The organism is Aquimarina macrocephali JAMB N27 (genome assembly GCF_000520995.1).
GTDB lineage: Bacteria > Bacteroidota > Bacteroidia > Flavobacteriales > Flavobacteriaceae > Aquimarina > Aquimarina macrocephali.
Genome location: NZ_JACA01000013.1, coordinates 187726 through 206144 on the forward strand (window position 1 = coordinate 187726; position 18419 = coordinate 206144).

The 18419-nt window shown below is 33.1% G+C and carries 21 protein-coding genes; 5 read left to right on the plus strand and 16 right to left on the minus strand.

The annotated features are described in order from the left end of the window. The 7 genes from Z054_RS0110240 to Z054_RS0110270 are packed head-to-tail and all read right to left on the minus strand — an operon-like array spanning position 1 to position 5386. Positions 1-726, minus strand: coding sequence for a CIS tube protein (locus Z054_RS0110240; protein ID WP_024769975.1), 726 nt, complete (start codon positions 724-726; stop codon positions 1-3). A gap of 3 nt (positions 727-729) precedes the next feature. After that, positions 730-897, minus strand: coding sequence for a DUF5908 family protein (locus Z054_RS32130; RefSeq protein WP_167549786.1), 168 nt, complete (start codon positions 895-897; stop codon positions 730-732). A 5-nt stretch (positions 898-902) separates the two neighbouring features. After that, positions 903-1343: a phage tail protein gene (locus Z054_RS0110250; RefSeq protein ID WP_024769976.1), complete on the minus strand. Its 441-nt coding sequence runs from the start codon at positions 1341-1343 to the stop codon at positions 903-905. Beyond that, the gene (locus Z054_RS0110255) at positions 1343-1789 is read right to left on the minus strand and encodes a phage tail protein (RefSeq protein WP_024769977.1); all 447 of its coding nucleotides are present in this window, start codon (positions 1787-1789) and stop codon (positions 1343-1345) included. Before Z054_RS0110255 ends, Z054_RS0110250 begins: the two co-directional genes overlap by 1 nt. A gap of 43 nt (positions 1790-1832) precedes the next feature. Further along, positions 1833-3773 (minus strand): phage tail sheath C-terminal domain-containing protein, encoded by a 1941-nt coding sequence (locus tag Z054_RS0110260; protein WP_035091347.1) that lies wholly within the window; start codon positions 3771-3773, stop codon positions 1833-1835. 14 nt (positions 3774-3787) lie between these two features. Next, on the minus strand, positions 3788-4798 hold the full coding sequence (locus Z054_RS0110265) for a hypothetical protein (RefSeq protein ID WP_152538521.1): 1011 nt from the start codon (positions 4796-4798) through the stop codon (positions 3788-3790). Beyond that, entirely contained in the window at positions 4799-5386 is a 588-nt protein-coding gene (locus tag Z054_RS0110270) for a DUF4255 domain-containing protein (protein WP_024769980.1), read from the minus strand. It abuts the gene before it with no gap. A gap of 436 nt (positions 5387-5822) precedes the next feature. Between Z054_RS0110270 and Z054_RS0110275 the strand changes: the two genes are divergently transcribed. Continuing rightward, entirely contained in the window at positions 5823-6896 is a 1074-nt protein-coding gene (locus Z054_RS0110275) for a PA0069 family radical SAM protein (protein ID WP_024769981.1), read from the plus strand. On the opposite strand, the gene Z054_RS0110280 is transcribed toward Z054_RS0110275, so the two are convergent. The 4 genes from Z054_RS0110280 to Z054_RS0110295 form a co-directional block, all read right to left on the minus strand. Beyond that, positions 6897-7550 (minus strand): HD domain-containing protein, encoded by a 654-nt coding sequence (locus Z054_RS0110280; protein ID WP_024769982.1) that lies wholly within the window; start codon positions 7548-7550, stop codon positions 6897-6899. It lies immediately after the preceding gene. Between the two features lie 12 nt (positions 7551-7562). Next, a complete protein-coding gene (locus Z054_RS0110285) occupies positions 7563-8564 on the minus strand; it encodes an acyl-ACP desaturase (RefSeq protein WP_024769983.1) in 1002 nt (333 codons plus the stop codon). Positions 8565-8575: 11 nt separating this feature from the next. Then, positions 8576-9316, minus strand: coding sequence for a lysophospholipid acyltransferase family protein (locus tag Z054_RS0110290; RefSeq protein WP_316929924.1), 741 nt, complete (start codon positions 9314-9316; stop codon positions 8576-8578). A gap of 148 nt (positions 9317-9464) precedes the next feature. Continuing rightward, positions 9465-9875, minus strand: coding sequence for a BrxA/BrxB family bacilliredoxin (locus Z054_RS0110295; RefSeq protein ID WP_024769985.1), 411 nt, complete (start codon positions 9873-9875; stop codon positions 9465-9467). 309 nt (positions 9876-10184) lie between these two features. On the opposite strand from Z054_RS0110295, the gene Z054_RS0110300 reads away from it, so the two are divergent. Further along, entirely contained in the window at positions 10185-10919 is a 735-nt protein-coding gene (locus Z054_RS0110300; RefSeq protein WP_024769986.1) for a TerB family tellurite resistance protein, read from the plus strand. A gap of 27 nt (positions 10920-10946) precedes the next feature. Here the strand turns inward: Z054_RS0110300 and Z054_RS0110305 are convergent, their stop codons facing one another. Beyond that, positions 10947-12095 (minus strand): lycopene cyclase family protein, encoded by a 1149-nt coding sequence (locus Z054_RS0110305; RefSeq protein WP_024769987.1) that lies wholly within the window; start codon positions 12093-12095, stop codon positions 10947-10949. A gap of 103 nt (positions 12096-12198) precedes the next feature. On the opposite strand from Z054_RS0110305, the gene Z054_RS0110310 reads away from it, so the two are divergent. Continuing rightward, positions 12199-12615, plus strand: a complete 417-nt coding sequence (locus Z054_RS0110310) for a hypothetical protein (RefSeq protein WP_024769988.1) — start codon at positions 12199-12201, stop codon at positions 12613-12615. Between the two features lie 50 nt (positions 12616-12665). Next, on the plus strand, positions 12666-13592 hold the full coding sequence (locus Z054_RS0110315; protein WP_035091352.1) for a DMT family transporter: 927 nt from the start codon (positions 12666-12668) through the stop codon (positions 13590-13592). Here Z054_RS0110315 and Z054_RS32135 read toward each other — a convergent pair. From Z054_RS32135 to Z054_RS0110335, 4 genes are all read right to left on the minus strand, one after another. Continuing rightward, positions 13589-13741, minus strand: a complete 153-nt coding sequence (locus tag Z054_RS32135; RefSeq protein WP_167549787.1) for a hypothetical protein — start codon at positions 13739-13741, stop codon at positions 13589-13591. The genes Z054_RS0110315 and Z054_RS32135 overlap by 4 nt on opposite strands. A 40-nt stretch (positions 13742-13781) precedes the next feature. After that, positions 13782-15878: a ferrous iron transport protein B gene (gene feoB / locus Z054_RS0110325; protein ID WP_024769990.1), complete on the minus strand. Its 2097-nt coding sequence runs from the start codon at positions 15876-15878 to the stop codon at positions 13782-13784. Between the two features lie 15 nt (positions 15879-15893). Then, positions 15894-16121, minus strand: a complete 228-nt coding sequence (locus Z054_RS0110330) for a FeoA family protein (protein WP_024769991.1) — start codon at positions 16119-16121, stop codon at positions 15894-15896. Positions 16122-16233: 112 nt separating this feature from the next. Then, positions 16234-16905 (minus strand): SCO family protein, encoded by a 672-nt coding sequence (locus Z054_RS0110335; protein ID WP_024769992.1) that lies wholly within the window; start codon positions 16903-16905, stop codon positions 16234-16236. 157 nt (positions 16906-17062) lie between these two features. On the opposite strand from Z054_RS0110335, the gene rseP reads away from it, so the two are divergent. Further along, positions 17063-18379 (plus strand): RIP metalloprotease RseP, encoded by a 1317-nt coding sequence (rseP, locus tag Z054_RS0110340; protein WP_024769993.1) that lies wholly within the window; start codon positions 17063-17065, stop codon positions 18377-18379. Positions 18380-18419: the final 40 nt, after the last annotated feature.

An 18419-nucleotide genomic window follows, 5' to 3' on the forward strand; every position in this document is an offset into this window, starting at 1 on the left:
TTATGATGTTTTTTCTATTGGAGGAAAGAAAATTTCTTTTCCTACTTCTAATTTCCTAAAGGAAGTGATCTCATTTACCCTTGCAACTTCTGAGTAGTACTTAGAATCCCCATAAATACGATGGGACATCAGAGGCAACGTATCTCCTTCTTTTACCACACGTACATGTGTTAAATCAGGAGATTGATTATTCTCTTTTGCTACTCTAAGATCATCTTCGACAAATCCTTGAAACTTTGCCTTTGCAACCGCTCGGATTGGTGTACCGTCTGGTTTAAAAAGTTTAAACTCTATACTCATTTCGGTAAGACTCCCTTTGAAAAGGAGTGTCCCCCACGAAATCATTAAATAATTTGGTTTGTGTTCATCCCCGTTGTAATCGAGGATTACTTTTTTAAACTTTTCGATATCATCAATGATACCATCACCTTTATCTTTAAAAACTTTATTACCCGAACTACTACCCGGATCACTGCCATAGTGTACAATGACACCTGATCTATCAAATAAAAATTCTAATTCAAGATCCTCAGGAAGTTTTTTATTAAACTTAGGAGATACATCACTAGTCCCGGAAGCTTGGTCTTCGTTTTGCTCGATTTTATAATTAAAGGTGTATTTTTCAGGATTCACCAATGTGGTAAATTCTCCGTCCCCAACTTTGTTATTAAATTGCGGATCACTATAGGCTACAACCTTTAATTTTTTTAATTCTCCTGTACTCATTGTTTATCGTTCAGATTGTTTTGAAATGATCTCCATGATTTGTTCTACACACTCTGCGATAATCACGTCTTTATTCATTCCTGATTTTTTTCCTTTGGGGGAATCAGTATTTTTCTGATCATTGTCTACATTTATTTTGATGTGTAATTCTTTAATTTCGATCGCTCCCATGATTATCAAATTGTATTATAGTAGTTATACACCAGCTCTATGGTCTCGATGACCACTTTACTTTCTTGAGCATTAAAGTCAGATATGGACCATTTAATTGGATAGGCATGCACTATATTCCAGGATACTAGTGGTTCATGTTTTTCATTTAAAAGCTTAACAATAAGATCTATAGGTTCGAATTCGAAGTTTTCGACAGCATCTTTACACCAATCGATTACCTTAGAATCTGCCAACAATCCTCTTTTTAGAACCAGGTTTGGATATTTTGTCCTTACCGGAATTTTATGCTTAAATCTATTTTCTCCACCTTCGGTGACATCTTCTGTTTCTACATCTACTGACAATCCAGCTATGGATTGAAACTGATGGTCTGCCTCACTGATTGACAAACCAGTAAATTCAACACTAAAATGAAAACCAACGGGTGGATAATAGGTCGCCATTAAGATGCTATTTTAAGACTGTTAATTGCAAATTCTGCAGATTCAATAGCGATCTCATTTCCATCTGCTTTAAGATCTGTAGATTGTATTTTAAGCAACCAAGCATCCTGTGCTTCCCAGGTTACAACAGGCTCATGCTTTTCATCTAACAAGCTAATAGTAAGGTCACTTCTAAACTTCTCTTCACCTTCTTGAAAGAATACATTTTTCTTCCACATATCATAGAATTGTCCTTTTGTAGAAACAAAAGTTCCTCTTTTGATTGCAATATTTGCAAACTTGGTCATTCCTGGTTGCTTTTTCTTGAAGTAGTCATTATCCGCTCCTCCTCTATATTCTATTACTTCAGTTTCAAAGTCTAAACCTGATACCTCTGTACAATTTAATTCGGTGTCGCCTCCAATTGTTACCTTAAAATGGAACTTTGGTAGTGGATATTCTGCCATGATTTCTATATTTTATGTTGTTGATTTAAATTATTATAAATGATTAAGCTTCTTGCATTTTATGAGAGAACTTAAGAATGATAAATTCTGCTGGTCGAACAACCGCCATTCCGATTTCGATAATCATATTACCATCGAGGATATCATCGGCCGTCATAGTTTCTCCCAATCCAACTTTTACGTAGAATGCTTTATCAGGTGTTGGACCTGCCAATGCTCCTGCTCTCCACTGTAGTGTTAAGAAATTATTGATCATTGCTTTTACCCGAACCCAAGTATTCATATCATTAGGCTCAAATACGAATTGCTCAGTAGCTTTTTTTATAGATTCTTCGGCCATATTAAAGAATCTTCTTACTGGCACATATCTCCACTCTTTGTCATTACCTGCTAAGGTTCTAGAGCCCCAAACCAAAGTTCCTTTTCCCGTAAAAGTTCTTATTGCATTTACAGATTTTCCTGCTATAGTATCTACATTTAAACGATCCTGCTGCTCATTGGTGATTTTTATAGACGGTTTGATTACATAATTTACTCCAACATTTGCTGGTGCTTTCCAAACTCCTCTATCACTATCTACTCGTGCATATACTCCTGCCATAGCGCTACTTGGTGGTAGTTCCAGAGGAAGGATTCCTAATTCTACTTTGATTAAGTTATAAGTTGCACTATCTATATTCTCAATAGCTGCCAGATTTTGACCATCAAGAGAACCAGTTATAACACCATCAGCTGCTTGTGCTGCAGTTATTGCATCAGTTAATGCAGGTATTATCAACGCAATAACTGCCTGAATATCTGCTTCTATGGTAGCAACGGCTGCAACAGCCGCTGCAGATTCTGTTTTTACTACTCCACCACCAGGTGCACTATTGGCTGCACCATTAATATCAGTAATATGTCCGTCTAAAGCTGTAATTAATGTCGGAATAGCTCCCGCTCCTGTTATCGCTGTATTTAATGCTCCCGCTGCTGCAGTCACTCCAGCCTCTCCAACAGCATTACCATCGGTCACGGCAGTTGCTCCAGAGGTAACCACACTATTAAGAGCATCAACAATAGGTTGGATTGTATCGGTAATGGTAGCTCTATTTGTATTTGCTTCACCATTGGTTCCTACTTGCAAAGTTGTATCCGCATCAGTTAGGGCAGTAACTAATGCTGGAATCCCATTCAAAACGGTTTGTATGTCTGAAGTAGTTTGCGTAGCTGTTGCCATTGCTGTGATACTCTCCGGAGTTTCATCTTCACTGGTATGACTAATAGCAACATTAGCTTCATCATAACTATAATCCAAAATGGTTTCTAAATATGGATAATAAGCAGCTCCATATTTAAGGTAATCCTTTTCCAAATTTACTCCTGATCGTAATGCATCAATTGGCGCATCACTAGTATCATCATAACTATATGTATCTATGATTGCAAATCGATCTTGAAGTTCATTACATTGAGTCAAGGCATTATTATATAGTGCAAAAAACTCGTTTGGATCTGCAATTGCAGTAGCATCAGGAAACAATAACAAAGTCGGCTCATCTTCTTTTTTAAGAAGGTTTAGCCCATCATTTAAATCACTAAATAACACATTTCCTCCTGTATAATTGGCTACAGAAACAATGTAACAAGGTCCTCCACCATTTGCAAAATACATTTGCAATGCATAATACATTAAATATGGTTGTCTATTAGACACTACCTGATCCTTATCAATTGTAATATTTCTTTCTATATCTCCATTTACCAAGGCATCGAATATTGTAACTTCAATATTTACCTCTGGTAATGCAAATCCGAAATATGTTCTATACTCTAACATAGAAGTAATTCTGGTAGGCGTTTGTAACAAATCATTTGCTACCTTTTTTGTTGCCTTCTCAGTATATCCTATAAAAGCTGGAATTGCTGTTTCTACTTGGGCTACGGATGGAGGAAACTTAACAACCTCCTCTATATAAACCCCTGGTGTTTTGTACGTTGCCATAATTTTAATTGTTTTTAAATAAAAATTTCAGAATATGTTGTTGTAATATTTGTGTTTACATCTGTTGTTTGCTTTATCAAATCTGCTGTTGGATTTGGAAAAGTATATTTTTCGATATCTGACGGAAGCGGAGGTACAATATCAGCATCAGGATCAATCTCAATAAATCCATTTTTGGTTAAAGGTTGAACAGAAGAAGTTTCTAACTCCTCATCATCAGATTTCTTAATATATTTCCAAACTGTCTTCCTATTATCAAAATGAAGCTTATAATAAGGAGTAGGATCTAATAAATAATTTTTCACGTCATTAGGGTCCGAATTATCTATCTCTATGAGATCCATATTATTATCCCCTATCGTATGAAGTCGAATGATTCCAAGTAACCCTTTGCTCTTTTCTGCTTGTATAGCTTGGTTTAATAGATGCTTCCCTTCATCGGTTGTTAAATCACTTTCCTCTACTTCTGCCAATAGCTCTAAATAAGGATTTGTATCTGCATTACCATTCTCTTTGAGTATTCTATACCAAATTGATTGTGAGCCTTCCTCTGATAATAAATAATCTTGATCTACCAGATCATTAGAAGAACTTAATGGCATATACGTATATGGATCAGCTTCTGTACTCGGTTTTGTATTTGAAAAATAGTACAGCCTATTTTTTTCTTTAGGTAAGACCGTATAGTTATCAAACAAGTAATCGTTGTTATATAATAAGAATGTAAGTCCTATACCGTCATCAAGAAAAATGATTGATTTATAATTATCATTTTCTTCTACCACCTTGTTAAGCACTGTAAAGCCGTCAGTACCTTCTTTCATAACAATTTTATGATCTCTAAATATCTTTTGAGTTGCAGTCGTTGGAACCACGTTTATAAAATCCTTAAAAAGATATTTTTTTAGTTGTACTATCTTTTCATCGGCACTCATTGAAATAAATGAAGCGGATCCATTATCCAGAAAATATGAATGATGCAATTGCACCTGAAACATCGTTTTATATAAGATTCTAAAAGCCAATTAATTACGTTTTAAATTTCCATTAATCTCAGTTATCAAACTACCTTCAGATTGTGTTACATCTCTTTCTACCTCGAGTAAACTTATTTTATAGATGATTGAAGGATATTGTTTGCCTCCCAGCGTACCCCAGATAAAGTTCATTTCTTCAAATGAAGGGGTAAATAGATCTACGGTAAACTTAAAGTTCCTTATCTGATCCATTCCATCCAGATCTCTATCAAAATTTGTATTAGACTGTGTAAAAATTCTCTTGGATTGAAAAAACTCTACTACTTTGGAGACGCTTTTTAATGACTCTTTATAATCATTTCTATTCGCAGAAAACATGATATAAAGGTTCAAATGAACTTTGTTATTTTTATAGATCACCTTTGTTCCTTCTATCTCATGATTGAGAATATTTTTCATGGTGGTTTCTTCTTCTGTATGTAGTAGTGAAAGCACTATATTATTGCTATCTGAAGGTTCGTCATCTTCAGATTCTATAAAGGCTATATTATCTAATGAGACTGGCTTTTCTTCCAATTCTATATCAAAGAAATTATTAACCTCTTCGGTTATAATTTGCAATACTTCAAAAATCATATCATTCTTATTAATAATGTATCATTCCTCTATAGCTTTATCAAAGAGATAGAAGCTATACGTTATTTCATTGTTAATCTATCGGGGTATACTTTTTATTAGGGGGCAGAATACCTAAATCAGTTTAGAAATTGAAATTATATTTTGATTAGGATACTATAAATATAAATCACATTTTAAAAAAATCGCAGAGTCATTACACTGTTTTTTTTATAGTTAAACAACTTTGATGTAAAGGGGTAAAAACCTGTATTACAACACTTTAAATTTTATTAATTTTATTAATTTTCTTAAGGTCAAATAGATCATCTACAGAAAAACGTCTACTCGTAACGCTTCGAGCGAATAAAGCAATACTGTAAATGGAATAATTCCATATAAAAAAGGAATAATTCCATAATAAATTCTACCTTTACACCTCAAATCATCAATAGCAATGAAGACACAAAAGCATATAAAAGGCAGGGGGGCTCAAGAAAAAGTTCATAATAGATTTTTTGAACTACATCATGAAACAAGAGATGATTTCCTTAATTATTGTCTTGATCAGGGTGAATCTATCGGTAAACATCAAACTACTTATATAGAAACGTTTCCAAAAACGATTATAAACAGAGTAACCAGTCCTGATGTTGGTATGTTATATTCTCTCAATCCATATCAGGGTTGTGAGCATGGTTGTGTATATTGCTATGCCAGAAATTCTCATGAATATTGGGGTTATGGTGCTGGATTAGATTTTGAAACTAAAATTTTGGTCAAAAAGAATGCTCCTGAGTTACTAGAGAAGAAGTTGCAAAATAAAAAATGGAAAGCATATCCGATTTCACTTTCTGGAAATACTGATTGCTACCAACCTATTGAAAAAAAACTTGAAATTACCCGAAAACTTCTTGAAATTTTTCTAAAATACAGACATCCTGTTGGTATCATTACCAAGAATTCTTTAATCCTTAGAGATTTGGACCTTCTCTCTGAATTATCCAGGCATAATCTGGTAGCGGTATACCTCTCTATCAATACATTAAGAGAAGATACACGAAGAATTCTCGAGCCAAGAACTGCAAGCATAAAAAAACGATTAGAAACTCTAGAAAAACTGAATACTTCAGGAATCCCTACGAATGTGATGATGGCACCGATAATTCCTTCAATTAATAGTCACGAAATATTACCGTTAGCCAAAGAAATTTCTACTCGTGGTGCAAAAAGCGTTGGATATACAATCGTAAGGTTAAATGGAGCCATTGGAAAAATATTCACCAAATGGTTAGAAAACACATTACCAGATCGTAAAGATAAAATACTACATCAGATCATGCAGTGTCATGAAGGCAACCTAAACGACAGTGCTTTTGGAAGAAGAATGAGAGGATCAGGAAACATGGCTAATCAAATTCATCAGTTATTTACTATAGCGAGACAAAAATACTTTCCTCAAGAGCAAAAGATACATTTAAACTGTGATCTACATCAATTTTATAAAGATGAGCAGTTGCGATTGTTCTGATCAAGACTTTCCTTCCCACTCTTTATAGAACTGTTCTAGAAACTGTTCCATAAATTGATGTCTTTCTGTTGCCAATTTTCTTCCGGTTTTAGTATTCATTCTATCTTTAAGTAGCAATAATTTTTCGTAGAAATGATTAATTGTAGGTGATACTGAAGATTTATATTCTTCTTTGTTCATCTTTAGATTTGGAACAATCTCTGGGTCATACAATACTCTGTTTTTAAACCCTCCATAGTTAAAGCATCTTGCGATCCCTATAGCTCCAATGGCATCTAATCGGTCTGCATCCTGTATGACATCTAATTCGGGAGATCTGAATTTCTGATCTATATTCCCTCCTTTGAAAGAAATATTTTCGATGATCTTAATCACATGATCGATAACTGCTTGTTTTACCTGAAGGTTTCCTAAAAAATCTGCAGCTATTTTAGGCCCAATAGTTTCATCACCATCATAAAATTTTGAATCTGCAATATCATGAAGTAATGCACCCAGGGAAACTATAAAAAAATCAACTTCTTCTTCTTTAGAAATTGATTGAGCGTTCTTAAAAACCCTTTCAATATGAAACCAGTCATGTCCTCCTTCAGCCCCACTAAGTGTATCCTTTACAAAATCAATGGTTTTAGATATAATCTGATCTTCAGCCATACCCAATACTATTTATTTTGCCATTGCAGGCTGTACCCACTTAAATTCAAAAATTTCTTCTGGGATAACCAATCGCTCACTAATACGCTGCATTCTAGCAGGTAATTTCATTAAAAAGTCACGTGCTCTTTCTGCTTCATCTGTAAGATCTATTATTTTATCAATTTCCCATCTATCGATAAGACGTTGCATAATATCAATATAATCTTGTGAGGTATATACCCCAATACGCTGTGCAGACCATGAAAAATCTTCGAAAGCAGTTCCTATAGATTGGCCAGATTCTCTAAGTAAATGTGCTGGCATAACAATCTTTTTCTTCATCATATCACTAAATGCAATCATCATCTGACTTGGATCTACCTCAAAAATACTTCTTACAAACTCACTATATGCATTATGATGACGCATCTCGTCTCCTGCAATAATTTTGCACATCTTAGACAATGACTTATTAGAGTATTCTTTAGCCAATTTTGCAACTCTGTTATGAGAAATATAAGTTGCCAATTCTTGAAAGCTTGTATATACAAAGTTTTTATAAGGGTCTCTATCTGTACCTATATCAAAACCATCATTAATTAAGTGTTGCGTAGTTCTTTCTACTTCAATCATATTAACTCTACCCGACAAATAGAGATATTTATTCAATACATCCCCATGTCTATTCTCTTCACCTGTCCAATAGCGTACCCATTTGGCCCACCCATTATCTTTTCCATTTTCATGCTGATTTACTCCTTCTACATCCATTAACCAGGACTCATAAGTAGGCAAAGCTTCTTCAGTAATAGTATCTCCAACCAAAACTACCCAAAAATCATAAGGAAGTTCTTTAGCTAATTCTCTCAATTCTTTTACTTCTTCAAAAAAAGTATCTTCATTTTGTGAATCTGGTAAAAAATCAGTTGGTTGCCATATTTTATCTACCGGAATCAAAAATTTATCAATAAAGCCATCTACCTTCTTTTCTAGTAGTTGCATTACCTCTAATCTAATATTATCTAAAGCCATTATGGTTAGTATTATGTTCTGATTGCTAAAGTAACCCTTTCTTCTATTTTATCTAGCAATATTTCGGGTTCTTTATCGATTGTTATAGGTTCTTGTACTTCTAATGTCATATGTATCCCTACTCCCATAGGGAAATTACCAAATCTAACCAGTTTCCAACTATTATTTATTGTTACTGGTACTATCAAGGCTTCTGGTGCATTTTTAAATAAGATCTTTAGCCCTGTTGGAGCAAATGTTTTGGGCTCTCCGTTTTTACTACGTGTCCCTTCGGGAAAGATAACCGCTGAAAAATTATTCTCAGCAACAAATTTTCCAAATTTTGATAATGCAGGAATTGATTGTTTTGGATTTTTCCTATCAATTAAAACATTTCCTCCATGCCGTAAATTAAAAGATATGCTTGGTATTCCCTTACCTAGCTCAATCTTAGAAATAAATTTCGGCTTATATTTTCGTAAATACCAAGATATTAATGGTATATCAAACATACTTTGATGATTAGACACCACTATTAAAGGTTGATCCTGAGGTAACTTATATTGATTTTTAAAACTAAATGATACACCCAAAATGTGTAAACATCGTAATAAGCATAGATTCATAATATTTACAACTCCTCTATGTCCTCTGGTTCCTCCTAATTTTATACCTAGCCATTGTAATGCATGAAAAATCACTAGGGTTAAACCAAAAAACAAATAGAAAGCTATAGAAAGCGGATAACTTAATATCTTTTTTATTGCCTCCATTTTATCTGTATAATTAATAAAATTTAACTTGTGTAAAGGTATTAAAAGGTCTCATATTATGAGTGTAAATCATTGGATTTATCAAAATAAAAACCGCCTGCAATGGCAAACGGTTTAAAATTCTTTTTAACGTATACACTTTACTTTTTTAGCAGTGTTCGTTATAAGCATCTTTAAGGTTTTCTGCTATCATTTCTGCCGGACGTCCTTCGATATGATGACGTTCTAACATATGAACTAATTCTCCGTTTCTAAACAATGCCATAGAAGGTGATGATGGAGGAAACGGAATCATGTAGCTACGTGCCTTATCTGTCGCTTCTCTATCCACTCCTGCAAAAACGGTTACCAAATTATCAGGTTTTTTATCATTCTCTAATGAGGCTCTTGCTCCCGGACGAGCATTTGCTGCAGCACAACCGCATACCGAATTTACAACTACCAATGTAGTTCCTTCTTTTGCTATTGCCGTGTCTACTGCCTCTTCTGTATGTAATTCTTCAAAACCAATATTGGTAAGATCTTCACGCATTGGTTTTACTAAATCTGCTGGATACATATTTTTATCTTTTATTTTCGTATTTCAATTTTATGCAAAGTTACAAATTATGTACCATATAAGCTTAACTGACAAGTAGTCCGAGAATTCATGCATGGTTGACAATCAAACTCAAATTTTATGTGCTCCATTTTTACATACCATCAAAAATCAGGAGTACCCTCTAATCCATATAGAATTAACCAATAAGCCTAATATTATAATCTATTTCGTAACAAATTAGGAATACATCTTACTAATATAATAAAGAACAAAAAATTATCTTTTAATAATTAGTTTATCTTTACAACCCAAAAAAAATTGTTTTGAATGATTAAATGGTTTGCTGCCATATTAGGCTATATATTTTTCAGATTACCAGGTGCAATTCTAGGTTTTATATTAGGTAGTCTTCTCGATGCAACAAAAATCAAAACTAGTGGTGGATTTAAAACGGTATTTTCTCAAGATCCAAAAGTAACTCCAGCAGATTTTGAACTCAATTTACTGTCGCTATCTTCTATTGTTATTAAAGCAGACGGAAGAATAAATCAAACAGAGCTTGATTATGTAAGGCGTTATTTTGTAAGCGCTTATGGCAAAGAACGGGCCAATGCTACTTTTAAAACATTTAATGAAATTATCAAAAACAGACATGTTTCTGCACAACGTGTTTGTATGTATATCAATCAACATACCCGATATCCATCCAGATTACAAATTCTACACTTCTTATTCGGAATTGCAAATGCTGACGGAACAGTAAGTGTTTCTGAAGCTGAAGAAATTGAGAAAATAGCAGGGTTTTTACGAATAAATTTTAAAGACTTTGAAAGTATTAAAGCAATGTTTTTCAAAACTGGAGATCATGCGTATAAAATTCTGGAAATTGACAAAGCAGCTACAGATGCCGAAGTAAAAAAAGCATTTAGAACCATGGCAAAAAAATATCATCCTGATAAAGTTCAGCATATGGATGAAATTCATATTAAAGGTGCCGAAGCCAAATTTAGAGAGGTACAAAAGGCATATGATCAGATCAAAAAAGAACGAGGGATTGTGTAGCTAACTATTTATAATTGATTAAGAATATTAGTTCAAATTAAAAATTCGTCTATATAGTGCTTTTAAAAAATTTCCAGCCGGTAAACTTGTAGTAATTTTAACATCTTCTAATAGTGTAGTTTCTTCGTCTAAAAATTTTAGAATCTTTGAGCTTTTATTTTTTTGAAATAACCTGGAAAACAAATTCGAACCTATTTTGTTTTCTCTATACAAAACGTCCAGAAATAGTAAATCGTAGTACCAGAACTTAGTTCTTTTGTTAAATTTTGAAAGATCTCGATTGCTTTTAAGGTAAGAGGTTAGTTTATTTATTTTTTTTAAGGAAATATTAAATGTGTACCCTGTGCTAGGTTTTGTCCATCCACCAGCAGTACCAATATGTAATATATTTTTAGAATTATGCTTTCTAAATTCATAACAAGTCATTGGGATACATCCTTTTTCTTTTTCGATAATCTCATACTCATCGATTCCTTTTTCTCTTAGGTATCTTACTATTTCATCTTCATACTCTTTTTTTTCCAAAAGATCTTTAGAAAATAATGTGTATTCAAATAATGCTTCGGTTTCAGAAATAGGCAGCACATACATAAATCGTGTATTGTTTTTCTGAGCCACCTTAAAATCCATAAAAGTAACTGTTTTAACGTCAAATAGAGGGTTTTGTGTTTTTACAAACCACCCTACAAAATGCTGATTCAAAACAGGATACTGGTTTTGATTTTTGTAATCTTCGGATAGTACTGTGCTATTAAAAACTTTATATGCAAGATGTATTCGGGTATCGGTTTCAACTTTAACAATACTCCCTTCATCGGTTAAAGAAATGATTTCTTCTTGCGTGATCGTGACATTAGGTTTTTTGTTTAAAATTCTTAAAACAAAATCATAAAAATCTTTACTTCTCACAAGTTTATATTGATAAGGTGAGATTTTTATTTGTTTTGAAAAATTAGTACTTCCAAAATAAATAGTATCCCATTTTTTACTTACGATTTCATCCCAAGCGCCTATCCCTTTTTCCCAAAAACACCAAGTCCGATCATTCTGATTTTTTAATCCTTTATCAATTAGTAAAATTTGTTTTTCATCAAAAAAAGAATCCAAAACCATATGGTATGCCAGCATCAAACCCGAAGCTCCTAAACCAGAAATTATGTAATCGTACTTTTGCATATATTTGATAGTCAAATATAAAATGAAAATTCAGCAATATGCGTATCTCATAAAGTATTTCGATTTTTTTTATATATCTCTTTAAGATCAACCATCCTTAATCATGAAAAAGATTATATTTCTAATTCTTTTTATCATACCTTTTGTTTCTCTGCTTGCTCAAGACTCAACAAAAGTAAATCCCCCAAAAATTATTACTAAACTTAAGGTTGGAAATACTGTAAATTTTAATACCACAAGTATAAAATTTCTTAAAGTTATAGAGGATTCTCGATGCCCATCTGATGTTACATGTATTTGGGCAGGACAAGTAAAAATTGCTATTGGCATTTATAAAAGTGAAGTCCTTATAGAAGAAAAGGAACTTCTTTTTGGAACAGATGGCATCAATCCAAATCATATAAAAGAAGTGCTCAAAATTGATCAAAAAACAGTTTATAGTTATAATATAAGTCCTTACCCCTCTGCAAAAACTCCTATTATTCCTTCAGAATATTATCTGCAGTTACTTATTAAATAAAAGACCCATTTTTAAAATAGAGTTTCATTAACTTTCCTTTTCTTTGCCAAATGATTTCTAACAAGATAAAAGCTCATTTAGCTCTATTGAGTGTTAATATTGTATATGGAGCAAATTATCTTGTTGCAAAAGGATTGATGCCTGATAAAATTGAAGCTTCTGCATTGGTATTTCTTCGAATCAGTGGTGCAGGTTTATTGTTTTTAATCCTTAAATTCTTTGTTAAAGAACAAGTAAAAAGAAAAGACATCCCTCGCTTAGCATTATGTGGTTTTTTGGGAGTAGCTACTAACCAGTTCTTTTCAATGAATGGGTTAAGTCTCACTTCTCCTGTTGATGCTGCAATTATTATTACTGCAATGCCTATTTTTACAGTAATCATTAGTTATTTCTTACTTAAAGAACCCTTAACATTGCAGCGTATTCTTGGGATATCTATAGGAGGTATTGGTGCTGTATTATTAATTTATATAGGAAATTCTGGAGTAGGAACAGGTTCTTTGTTAGGAAATATTTTTGTTTGCATTAATGCTTTAGCGTTTGCTTTCTATTTGGTGATTGTAAAACCACTAATGTCAAAATATAAACCCGTTACTGTTATTGTTTGGACATTTTTATTTGGGTTTATATTTATGTTTCCATTTTGTATAGAAAAATTGATCCATACAGACTTTAACGCTTTTGTTACTTCAAATTGGATTTCTTTATTTTATGTAGTGGTAGGGCCAACTTTTTTGGCATACTTACTTAATATGTTTGCTTTACAATTTGTAAAACCTACCGTTTCGAGTAGTTATATTTATGTGCAACCCGCCGTGGCTATGATTCTTGTAGGTGTTATTGCATATTTTGTTGTAAACAGTCAATATAAAGGGGATATCACGATAACAAAATTATTATGCTGTACTTTAATCTTCTGTGGAGTATATCTTATTAGTAGCGGCCAGTTAAGGTGGTTTAAGAAATCAAATACCTAATGACATCCACAACCTGTACTATCACAAGATTTTGAAGATTTTTTCTTTGCAGAAGATAATGAAGGTTTCCAAAAGAATTTTTTAATCAAAAATCCGATTGCTCCCGCAAAAATCAAAAGCACTATTATATTTTGAATAAGAATACTCATAGTCTGTATAGTCGTATAAAGATACTAAAACTTAACGTTTTTATTTTAAAATTTGATACACAATCAAGGCTACACCATATGCAAAAATACTCATAAAAATAAGCTGAACCATTGGCCATTTCCAGCTATTTGTTTCTCGTTTTACTATAGCCAAGGTGCTCATGCATTGCATCGCAAAGGCATAAAATAATAATAATGAGATCCCACTTGCTAAATTAAACAAGGGACCTCCTGTTACCTGATTAACCTCTGCAGCCATCCTATTTTTTATCGTTTCTTCCTCGTCACTACCTACACTATATATCGTTGCTAATGTTCCTACAAAAACTTCTCTGGCGGCAAAAGAACTAATAATCCCAATTCCTATTTTCCAGTCATAGCCCAAAGGAGCCACTACAGGTTCTATTGCTTTACCTGCATATCCAATAAAAGAATATTCGAGTTTATGAGATGCTATTTTATTATCTAATTCTTCTTGCGAAAGACTAGGGTAGAGTTCTGTTATAATTTCATCAGCATTACTAAAATTTTCATTAGGTCCAAAACTTGCCAAAACCCATAAGATAATAGAGATTGCTAAAATTATTTTTCCTGCTCCAAAAACAAAGGCCTTTGTTTTTTCGATTACATTAATTGCTACATTTTTGAATAGCGGAACTTTATATCCCGGCATTTCAATTACAAAATAAGATTTGCTTTTGATTTTTAGTATCCTATTAAGTAACCATGCTGATCCGACCGCTGTACCAAAGCCTAGAAAATACAAAAACATTAATGTAAGACTTTGGTAACCAAATATCCATCCTATTTTTTTATCAGGAATAACCAATGAAATAATAATAAGATATACAGGTAACCTTGCTGCACATGTTGTAAAAGGAACAACTAGAATTGTGATTAATCTTTCTTTCCAGTTTTCGATATTTCTTGTAGCCATTACCGCTGGAATAGCACAAGCTGTACCCGAAACTAAAGGAACAACACTTTTACCACTTAATCCAAACCTGCGCATCACTCTATCCATAAGAAAGACCACACGGCTCATATAGCCGCTTTCTTCTAATATGGAAATGAAGAGAAACAAAAATGCGATTTGAGGAATAAAAATGACAATCCCTCCTAGCCCAGGAATAATACCTTCTGTAATCAAGTCGACAAAAGGTCCCGATGGCAGTGATGTTTTTGTCACTTCACTTAACCAGGCAAAAGCTTCATCAATTAAATCCATTGGATAAGATGACCAATCATAAATAGCCTGAAATATCAATAAGAGTATTGCTAAAAAAATAAAATACCCCCAAAATTTATGGGTAAGTACTCTATCCAGCTTTGCCCGCATTCCTGTAGCTGCTTTTTCATCTATCCTAAGACCATTTTTAAGTACATTATTTATAAATTGATATCGCTTAATAGTCTCTTTTTGTTGAAATCTTTTTAGCTCACCTTCAGATTTAATCTTAAAATCAGGTGAGACAGGCATACCTTGTTTATCAAGTTTTCTGAAATTAACATCTTGGGTAATTACAAGCCAAAGTTTATATAGAGATTGGTCAGGGAATGTTTGCTGTAATCGATCAAAATACTCTGGTGCAAAAGACAATGCATTAAGGCAAGGTGCTTTTGGCAATTGCGCATAGGATTCAATTATTTTTTTAAGTTCATCAATTCCTTCTCCTTTGCGAGCACTAATCAAAGCTATCTTGGTCTTTAGCTCTTTTTCTAATAATGGAATATCTAATGAAATTCCTTTTCTACGCATTCGATCTGCCATATTGATTACCAAAATAGTAGGAATATCCAGATCTTTAATTTGTGTAAAAAGAAGTAAATTTCGTTTAAGGTTTTCTACATCACTTACTACGACTGCTACATCAGGATAATCTTTGCCTTTTTTATTAAGCAGTAATTCGATAACTACATTTTCATCTAATGAAGAAGCATTAAGACTGTAGGTACCTGGCAAATCCATTATATGCGCTTTGACTCCACGAGATAATTTACAGATTCCTTCTTTTTTCTCGACAGTAATACCAGGATAATTACCAACCTGTTGATTAAGGCCCGTAAGCAAATTAAAAACAGATGTTTTTCCGGTATTTGGGTTTCCAATGAGTGAAACTTTAATTTGCTTAGCCATAAAAAGAATTGCTATTTAGATAATTTGAACTTCAATTTGGGCTGCAATTTCTTTACGGATGGCAAGATGGCTACCATTTATATTAAGATACATTGGACATTTAAAAGGAGCTGTCTGAAGTAATTCGACCTCATTTCCCGGTAAACATCCCATTTCTAATAATTTTAGAGGAATAATATCTGAAGTAATCTCCTTAATCAAAGCACGCTGGCCTCTCTTAAGTGTAGCAATTGTAGTCTTCAAAGTTTATTTAGATTAATTTTAAACTAAGCAAAAATAGTGTAAAAATTCGTATTGAAAAAGCCAAAAGTTCAAAATAAAGGTAATGGAAACCATATCTCCGAGAAATTCTTAGCTATTTACCTTCATTTTTTAAAATAGCAATATCTTCTATCAACCGATCAACATCTTCTGGATTGGTCCCATCATAAAACCCCCGAATACGTTTCTTTTTATCAACTAGAATGAAATTCTCTGTATGTACCATATCATATGGCCCGCCATCTCCATCAGATTTGGCTGCCAAATAGGACTTACGTGCCAAATCATAGATCTGCTTTTTATCTCCCGTAACCAAATTCCATTTAGTATCATCTACCCCTTTTTCAATCGCATATTTTTTTAGCCTGGCAACACTGTCTATTTTTGGAGTCACAGAATGTGATAGCAAAAGCACATCATGATCATCTTTTAATCGCTCTTGCACTTCTTTCATATGACCAGTCATGATAGGACAAATTGTTTGGCAAGTGGTAAAGAAAAAATCTGCAACATAAATCTTATCCTTATAATTTTGCTGGGTTACTTCTTCTCCATTTTGATTGGTTAATTTAAAATCCGGAATTTTATGATATTTACGAATATACTGCACTGTACTATCTACCAATTCTGTATTTACCATATCGGGTTCATACACTGGCAAAACTCTATTGGGTTTAAGAATTGAATATATTATAGAAATAATAATAGCAGATAATACAAAAAGTACAATTGCAAAAAATTTATATTTAGAAAAAAACTGAAGCATAGCGATCTATTGTGCCTGCAAAATTACAAGGATTATCACTTATAAAAAGGTTGTTTTCATTAAAAAAATCCTAAATCTATCGAACTGTATGGTAGTTTTTTTTCATATACTCTTCTAAAAGGTTACTTTTGCGTGATTTAATTTTGAACAACGACTTATGAGTCCATTTTTTATAAAAGCAATACAGCTACTATTAAGTTTATCCATTCTGATCGTATTACACGAATTAGGACATTTTATTCCTGCTAAATTATTTAAAACAAGAGTAGAGAAATTCTATTTGTTTTTTGATATAAAATTCTCGCTATTTAAGAAAAAAATAGGTGAAACAGTTTATGGTATTGGTTGGCTACCTTTAGGAGGGTATGTAAAAATCGCCGGTATGATCGATGAGAGTATGGATAAGGAGCAGATGGCTGGCCCACCACAACCATGGGAGTTTCGATCTAAACCTGCATGGCAACGACTGATTATTATGCTAGGTGGTGTTACTGTAAATATTATCCTTGGATTCTTAATCTATATGGCGATTATATTTACCTGGGGAACCAATTATATCGGTTTTGATGATCTACCAAACGGTTTTGCTGTAGAAGATTCGTTTAAAAAGTTAGGATTTGAAGATGGAGATAGGATTCTTGATGTGAATGGTAAAACACTAGAAGATGTAACCCAGATCAATCACTATTTATTTATGCGTGATGTTAAAAATATTAGTGTTTTGCATCAAAGCGGAAATAAAGAAACGATCCAAATTCCTGAAAACATAGGAACGACTATGTTTGAATCTGGAGTTTTACGCCCTTTTTCTCCAATAAATAAACCTATTATAGATAGCACCTATCTCGAAATAGCTGAGAAAGCTGGTCTTAAAAAAGGAGATAAAATAACTGAAGTAAACGGAAAGCCTATACAATATTGGCACGAGTTTAGAAAAACAATTCTTGAAAACAAAGGTACTCCTATTGCTATAAGTTATATAAGAAACAGTAAGCCTAATTCTACTTCAATAACTCCTAATGAAGATGGATTAATTGGCGTTGTAGTTAAAAATGGTTATAAAGTTCAAGAAAAAAAATACTCTTTTGGAGAAAGTATTACTAAAGGTTTCGATTTTGGATACTGGACTTTGCATGATTATATCGCACAATTTAAATATGTATTCACCAAAAAAGGAGCAAGTCAGGTAGGTGGATTTGGAGCTATCGGAAATCTTTTTCCAGATGTCTGGAACTGGAGAGCCTTTTGGGGAACCACTGCTTTTATTTCTATTATTTTGGCCTTTATGAATATACTTCCTATCCCGGCATTAGATGGTGGGCATGTAATGTTTTTATTATATGAAATTATTGCTGGCAGAAAACCGAATGATAAATTTATGGAATATGCACAGCTTGCAGGTTTCATTCTTCTTATCGCTCTATTACTATTTGCCAACGGTAATGATATTTACAGGGCTATTTTTGATAAATAACGAATAAATAATAGATCTTAAGTCTATTTCTCTTTAAGAG

Excerpts from the sequence above, each read along its gene's own strand:
- rseP (WP_024769993.1), top strand. The coding sequence starts at position 17,063 with ATGAGTCCATTTTTTATAAAAGCAATACAGCTACTATTAAGTTTATCC.
- Z054_RS0110290 (WP_316929924.1), bottom strand. The coding sequence starts at position 9,316 with ATGGAGGCAATAAAAAAGATATTAAGTTATCCGCTTTCTATAGCTTTC.
- Z054_RS0110240 (WP_024769975.1), bottom strand. The coding sequence starts at position 726 with ATGAGTACAGGAGAATTAAAAAAATTAAAGGTTGTAGCCTATAGTGAT.
- Z054_RS0110315 (WP_035091352.1), top strand. The coding sequence starts at position 12,666 with ATGATTTCTAACAAGATAAAAGCTCATTTAGCTCTATTGAGTGTTAAT.
- Z054_RS32135 (WP_167549787.1), bottom strand. The coding sequence starts at position 13,741 with ATGAGTATTCTTATTCAAAATATAATAGTGCTTTTGATTTTTGCGGGA.
- Z054_RS0110275 (WP_024769981.1), top strand. The coding sequence starts at position 5,823 with ATGAAGACACAAAAGCATATAAAAGGCAGGGGGGCTCAAGAAAAAGTT.
- Z054_RS0110310 (WP_024769988.1), top strand. The coding sequence starts at position 12,199 with ATGAAAAAGATTATATTTCTAATTCTTTTTATCATACCTTTTGTTTCT.
- Z054_RS0110260 (WP_035091347.1), bottom strand. The coding sequence starts at position 3,773 with ATGGCAACGTACAAAACACCAGGGGTTTATATAGAGGAGGTTGTTAAG.
- Z054_RS0110335 (WP_024769992.1), bottom strand. The coding sequence starts at position 16,905 with ATGCTTCAGTTTTTTTCTAAATATAAATTTTTTGCAATTGTACTTTTT.
- Z054_RS0110300 (WP_024769986.1), top strand. The coding sequence starts at position 10,185 with ATGATTAAATGGTTTGCTGCCATATTAGGCTATATATTTTTCAGATTA.
- Z054_RS0110250 (WP_024769976.1), bottom strand. The coding sequence starts at position 1,343 with ATGGCGACCTATTATCCACCCGTTGGTTTTCATTTTAGTGTTGAATTT.
- Z054_RS0110270 (WP_024769980.1), bottom strand. The coding sequence starts at position 5,386 with ATGATTTTTGAAGTATTGCAAATTATAACCGAAGAGGTTAATAATTTC.
- feoB (WP_024769990.1), bottom strand. The coding sequence starts at position 15,878 with ATGGCTAAGCAAATTAAAGTTTCACTCATTGGAAACCCAAATACCGGA.
- Z054_RS0110285 (WP_024769983.1), bottom strand. The coding sequence starts at position 8,564 with ATGGCTTTAGATAATATTAGATTAGAGGTAATGCAACTACTAGAAAAG.
- Z054_RS0110295 (WP_024769985.1), bottom strand. The coding sequence starts at position 9,875 with ATGTATCCAGCAGATTTAGTAAAACCAATGCGTGAAGATCTTACCAAT.
- Z054_RS32130 (WP_167549786.1), bottom strand. The coding sequence starts at position 897 with ATGGGAGCGATCGAAATTAAAGAATTACACATCAAAATAAATGTAGAC.
- Z054_RS0110305 (WP_024769987.1), bottom strand. The coding sequence starts at position 12,095 with ATGCAAAAGTACGATTACATAATTTCTGGTTTAGGAGCTTCGGGTTTG.
- Z054_RS0110255 (WP_024769977.1), bottom strand. The coding sequence starts at position 1,789 with ATGGCAGAATATCCACTACCAAAGTTCCATTTTAAGGTAACAATTGGA.
- Z054_RS0110280 (WP_024769982.1), bottom strand. The coding sequence starts at position 7,550 with ATGGCTGAAGATCAGATTATATCTAAAACCATTGATTTTGTAAAGGAT.